Source organism: Synechococcus sp. H55.10, from assembly GCF_047502715.1.
Classification (GTDB): domain Bacteria; phylum Cyanobacteriota; class Cyanobacteriia; order Thermostichales; family Thermostichaceae; genus Thermostichus.
The window spans coordinates 1-569 of record NZ_JANSJJ010000234.1 but is presented as its reverse complement, the minus strand read 5'-3'; the positions used below and the strand labels follow the sequence as shown (position 1 = coordinate 569).

2 protein-coding genes are annotated in these 569 nt (G+C 61.0%); both read right to left on the bottom strand.

Features of this window, described 5'->3' with window-relative positions; genetic code table 11:
- Positions 1-290: triose-phosphate isomerase (locus NW858_RS12005; protein WP_414520589.1), on the bottom strand; the 290-nt coding region annotated here is incomplete at its 3' end.
- Between the two features lie 92 nt (positions 291-382).
- The coding region (locus tag NW858_RS12000; protein WP_414520588.1) for a hypothetical protein at positions 383-569 on the bottom strand (187 nt) is incomplete at its 5' end.

Genomic DNA, 569 nt, shown 5'->3' with positions numbered 1-569 from the left:
ATCACGTAGCGCACCCCCAGCTCTGCCAGCATGGGGCCGGAGATCTCTCCCGTAAACGCCCCTTGATCCTCCCAGTGCAGGTTCTGGGCTCCCACAGCAATGCCGGATCCCCGCGTTTCTTCTACCACCACAGCCAGGTCTGTGAAGGGCACGCAGAGAATGATCTGCCGCTGCGGCCTCACCCCTGCAGACGAGGCTTGCAGGGCTGGACGAAACTCGCGCAGAAACTGGCGAGCCTCAGCCTGAGTCTTGTGCATTTTCCAGTTGCCGGCAATGAGGATGGGGCGCAAGATGGATCCTCCCTAAGCGACACAACGATGTAGTCAATCGCTGGGATCCCGAGCCTGGGGGATCCCGAGCTTTTTTCGTATGTCACAGTGTATCAGCAAGAGGTTTCAGAAGAGGGCGAGGGAGGTTGTTGACGCCGCTCCTCCAAGCTGGCCGCAAGGGCAGCTAGGCAGTCTTGGAGGGGGGATCCCTGCTCTAGGTGCCGGACGGCAACGGCATAGGCTTCGGGGTGAGCTTGCAACAAGGCCCGGCTCTGGCGCAGAAAGCGGTTGATGTGGGCC